Annotated in this window: 2 protein-coding genes and 1 pseudogene; all 3 read left to right on the top strand. The window is 70.9% G+C overall.

The genetic code is table 11. The features are described from left to right. A pseudogene (locus Psi02_RS14625) lies at positions 1 to 1,182 on the top strand (TetM/TetW/TetO/TetS family tetracycline resistance ribosomal protection protein); the annotation flags it as partial. 3 nt (positions 1,183 to 1,185) lie between these two features. Continuing rightward, positions 1,186 to 2,943: an ABC transporter ATP-binding protein gene (locus tag Psi02_RS14620; RefSeq protein WP_203974433.1), complete on the top strand. Its 1,758-nt coding sequence runs from the start codon at positions 1,186 to 1,188 to the stop codon at positions 2,941 to 2,943. After that, entirely contained in the window at positions 2,940 to 4,772 is a 1,833-nt protein-coding gene (locus Psi02_RS14615; protein WP_203974431.1) for an ABC transporter ATP-binding protein, read from the top strand. The genes Psi02_RS14620 and Psi02_RS14615 overlap by 4 nt, the downstream gene beginning before the upstream one ends. Positions 4,773 to 4,852 lie beyond the last annotated feature (80 nt).

Genomic DNA, 4,852 nt, shown 5'->3' with positions numbered 1-4,852 from the left:
AACGAGCAGGGCAACGAGCAGGGCAACGAGCAGGGCAACGAGCAGGGCAACGAGCAGGGCAACGAGCAGGGCAACGAGCAGGGCAACGAGCGGGACGGCGAGTGGAAGGTCACCTCGGTCCGCGTCTTCGACCGCGGATCGGCTGTGCCCCGCGCGTCGGTCGCCGCCGGGGAGATCGGGCAACTCTGGGGTCTCGCCGACGTCCGGATCGGCGACGCGGTCGGCCTGCCGCGAACGGCCCAGGAGGCTCATCACTTCGCGCCGCCCACGCTGGAGACGGTCGTCGTTCCGCGACACCCCCGAGAGAAGGGCGCACTGCATGTCGCGCTCGCCCAACTCGCCGAGCAGGATCCGCTGATCAATCTGCGGCAGGACGACATCCGGCAGGAGTTGTTCCTCTCCCTCTACGGTGAGGTGCAGAAGGAGGTCATCCAGCAGACGCTGGCGACCGAATTCGACATCGACGTCGACTTCCGCGAGACGACGACGATCTGCGTCGAACGGCCGATCGACACCGGCGGCGCCGTAGAACTGCTCGGCAAGGCGCCCAACCCGTTCCTCGCCACCGTCGGGTTGCGTGTCGACCCGGCCGCCCCCGGCTCCGGTGTTCGGTTCGGGCTGGACGTCAAGGTCGAGTCGATCCCGCTCTATGTGTACAAGGCCGTCGAGGAGTTCCGCGGAGCGCTCGAGGAAACGGTGCGGGAGACTCTGCGCCAGGGCCTGCACGGATGGCAGGTCATCGACTGCACGGTGACGCTCACACAGTGCGGCTACACCTCTCCGGAGACCACCGCGAAGGACTTCCGCCTGCTGACGCCGCTGGTGCTGATGAGCGCGCTGAAGCGGGCCGGCACCGTGGTGTGCGAGCCGATCCACCGCTTCCACCTCGAGGTCCCGGCCGACACGATCGGAGCGATCGCCCCCGTGCTGGCCCGGCTGCGTGCCGTCCCGCGGGCGACGACGACGCGGGGCCCGGCGTGCACGCTGGACGGTGACATCCCGGCCGACCGGGTGCACGACCTGCAGCAGCGATTGCGGGGGCTCACCCACGGCGAGGGGGTGATGGAGTCCGCCTTCGACCACTACGAACCGATACGCGGGCCGGTCCCCGTCCGGCGGAGGACCGACCACAACCCGCTCAGCCGTGAGGAATACCTGTTGCACGTCAGGCGGCGGGTCTAGCCGATGACGCCCACCACCGACCGGGTGACGACCCGGCGTTCCGTCCTGCGCCACCTTCGACCGGGGCGTCGCTCCGCCCTGGCCCTGGCCGTGTCCGTCGTCGCCGCGACGGCGCTGCCGCTACTGGCGCCCCCCATCACCGCCCGCTTCGTCGACGACGCGATCGCCGGAGCGGGCACCCGCCATCTCGTGCTGATCGCCTTCGGCTACCTCGCGCTCGCCGTCGCCGGGCAAGCGGCGCGGATGTTCACCGGCTGGCTCGCGAGCCGGCTCGCGTGGGACGGCACGAACCGTCTGAGGGAGACCCTCGCCGAGCACGCGCTCGGTCTCGACATGGCCTACCACGGCAGGCACACGCCCGGCGAGATGATCGAACGGGTGGACGGGGACGTGGTCGCCGTCGCCGAGTTCGTCGTCGCGTTCCTGCTGGACGTCGTCGCGGGCGTCCTGCTGCTCGCCGGCGTGATCGTCATCGTGTTCACCGTCGATCCGCGGATCGGCGGCTTCCTGCTGGTCTATTGCCTGCTGATCGGTTTCGGCATGGCCCGCGCACAGCGGCTGGCCGTGCCGTCCGCGGCCCGAGGGCGCGCGGCCGGCGCGGCGCTGTTCGGCGACCTGGAGGAACGGCTGGCCGGCATGGAGGACATCCGGGCCAACGGCGCGGGAGAGCACGCCGTGCACCGCCTCTACCAGGCAAGTTCCGCCTGGTATCGGGCGAACCTCCGGAGCGGGTGGATCGGGGTCGGCCTCCTCGCGGGCACGTGGGTGGCGTTCGCGGCCGGTACGGCCATCGCCCTCGGTCTCGCCGCGTGGGCCCAGAGGTCCGGGGCGATCACGGTCGGCACCGCCGTGCTGCTCTTCCAGTACACGTTGATGGTGCGGGCGCCGTTCGAGCGGCTGATCGACCAGTTGAGGCAATACCAGGCGGCGCTGGCCGGCGTCACCCGCATCGGCGGCCTGCTCGCCGAGCGGCGCACGTTGCCCGCGCCCGTCGGCCCCCGGCCGTTGCCGGACACCGGGCCGCTGGAACTGTCTCTCGACGACGTGGGCTTCGCGTACCCCGACGACGGCGAACAGGTGTTGTCGCACGTCACCATCAGCCTGGCTCCGGGCGAGACGCTCGGCCTGGTGGGCCGTACAGGCAGCGGGAAGACCAGCATCGCGCGACTGGTGCTGCGGCTGTACGACCCGACCGAGGGCGCCGTCCGGATAGGCGGGGTCGACCTGCGCGACGCGGACCCCGTTTCGGTCCGTCGCCGGATCTGTGCGGTCACGCAGGACGTGCAGATCTTCGCGGCCGGCGTCCGGGACAACCTGACGCTCTTCCGGCCGCCACCAGACGACCGCCTGCTGCGTGCCGTTCTCATGGACGTCGGTCTCGGCGACTGGCTGGCGGCCCTGCCCGACGGGCTCGACACCGTGCTGGGGGGCGTCTCGGGAAGCGGCGTCTCTGCCGGTGAGGCGCAGCTGCTCGCGTTCGCCCGGGCGTTCCTCGCCGACCCCGGGCTCGTCGTGATGGACGAGGCGTCCAGCCGGCTCGATCCGGCCACAGAGCGACGCATCGAGCAGAGCGTCGACCGGCTGCTCGCCGACCGGACGGGGGTGCTCATCGCGCATCAGCTCTCCTCCTTGTCCCGCGTGGACAAGATCGCCGTCATCGACGGCGGAAGGGTCGTCGAGTACGGCCGTCGCGAGGACCTCGTGACGGATCCCGGCAGCAGGTTCGCCCGCATGCTGGACATGGCGGGGGTGAGCCGATGAGGCCCGCAACGCTGGTGGCGGCACGCCTCGTGGTCAACGATCTGCGCCGCTATCTCATCGGAGGCCTCCTGTGGCTGCCGGTCAGCGTCATCCCGCTCGGGAGCGGGCTGCTGCTGCAGCAGATCTTCGATCGGATCAGCGGACACAGTGTCGCGAGCCTGGACCGGGTTCTCTGGTTGTGCGCGGCGTTCGTGGGCGTGGAGGTGATCCGCAGCCTGATCCTCTACATCGCGCACCTGTATGGGGGCTACTGGTGGGACGCCATGGCGACCCTCCTGCGGGCCAACATTCTGCGCTCGGTGCTCACCGCGCCCGGACCCGCCGCGGCCCGGCTGCCGCACTCGCCGGGGGAGTCGGTCGCGCGTCTGCGTGACGACGTGAGCGACCTGGTCGAACTCGTCGACGAGAGCGTGCCCCTCGCCGGGGCGTTCCTCTTCAGCGGTGGCGCGCTGGCGATCATGGCGTCCATCGATCCCGTCATCACCCTCGTCCTGGTGGTGCCCATGATCGTGATCGGCGTGCTCAGCCGGTCGATGAGCGAGGTGGTCCGGCGACTCCGCAGTCGTGCCCGGGTGCTCGGCGCGGCCGTCACGGCGTACATCGGCGAGACCTTCGGCGGCGTGCTGGCGATCAAGACCGCCGGCGCCGAGGACGCCGTACTCGAGCGCCTGCGTGAGCACAACCGGAGGAGACGGGACGCGGCCGTGAAGGATCGGCTGGCGACCGACATGCTCGAGACCTCGACGAGCGCGACCGTCGAGATCAGTATCGGTCTCGTCCTGCTCCTCGCCGCGTCCGCGATGCGCCGCGGCGACTTCACGGTGGGCGATCTCGCGCTGTTCACCAGCTATGTGGGCTGGCTCACGGCGCTGCCGCGCATCATCGGCCGGGTGCTTTACCGCCTGCCCCAGGCCGCGGTCTCGACGGAGCGGCTCACACGACTGATGGCGCCCCACGAGGACGCCGATCACCTGTCGCGGAACAGCGGTGTCTGGTTCCACCGGGAACCACCCGTCCCGCCGGCGTCCGCGCCGGATCACGGTGACGCGCTCGAGGTCGTCGAGGCGCGCGGGCTGACCGTGCGCCTCGACGGGAGCGGGCGCGGCGTGCACGCGGTCGACCTGCGGATCAGCAGGGGATCGTTCACCGTCATCACGGGCGCCGTCGGGTCGGGGAAGACGACTCTGGTACGCGCCCTGCTCGGCCTCGTGCGAGCGGACGAGGGCACGATCTTCTGGAACGGCCGGCCAGTCGACGATCCCGGGACGTTCCTGGTGCCGGGCCGTGCGGCGTACGCGAGCCAGGTCCCGCGGCTGTTCTCCGAATCGCTGCGGGAGAATCTGCTCCTCGGGCGGTCCGGCAGCGACGGGGATCTCGCCCGCGCACTGGAGTCGGCGGCGTTCGAGGAGGATCTGGCCGAGATGCCCGACGGCCTGGACACGATCGTCGGCCCCCGTGGCGTACGGCTGTCCGGTGGCCAGGTGCAGCGGGCGACCGCCGCGCGAGCTCTGGTCCGGATGCCGGACCTGCTGGTCGTCGACGATCTGTCGTCCGCTCTTGATGTGGAGACGGAGAAGGTGCTGTGGGACCGGATCGCCGACGCCGCCCGGGACGGGCGCGGCCCCGAGACCCTGCTCGTGGTGTCGCATCGGCAGGCGGCGCTCGAACGCGCCGATCAGGTCATCGTGCTCGATCGCGGCCGGGTCGTCGGGCGTGGCCCGCTCGGTGACGTGCTCGAGAGTTGCCCGGAGATGCGGCGGTTGTGGCATGAGGAACTCGTCGTGGAGGCCGAGGAGCAGCCGGAACGTCCGACAGGGCGTAGCGGGTGATCTTGTTTCTTGGCATGCCTGTGGCCTGCGTAGATGTGGCCTGCGTGGCCGGGTCGGCCACGCAGGGGTGTTTCGCGGCC

This window comes from Planotetraspora silvatica, assembly GCF_016863315.1.
Lineage (GTDB): Bacteria > Actinomycetota > Actinomycetes > Streptosporangiales > Streptosporangiaceae > Planotetraspora > Planotetraspora silvatica.
This window is presented reverse-complemented; position numbering and strand designations above follow the sequence as displayed.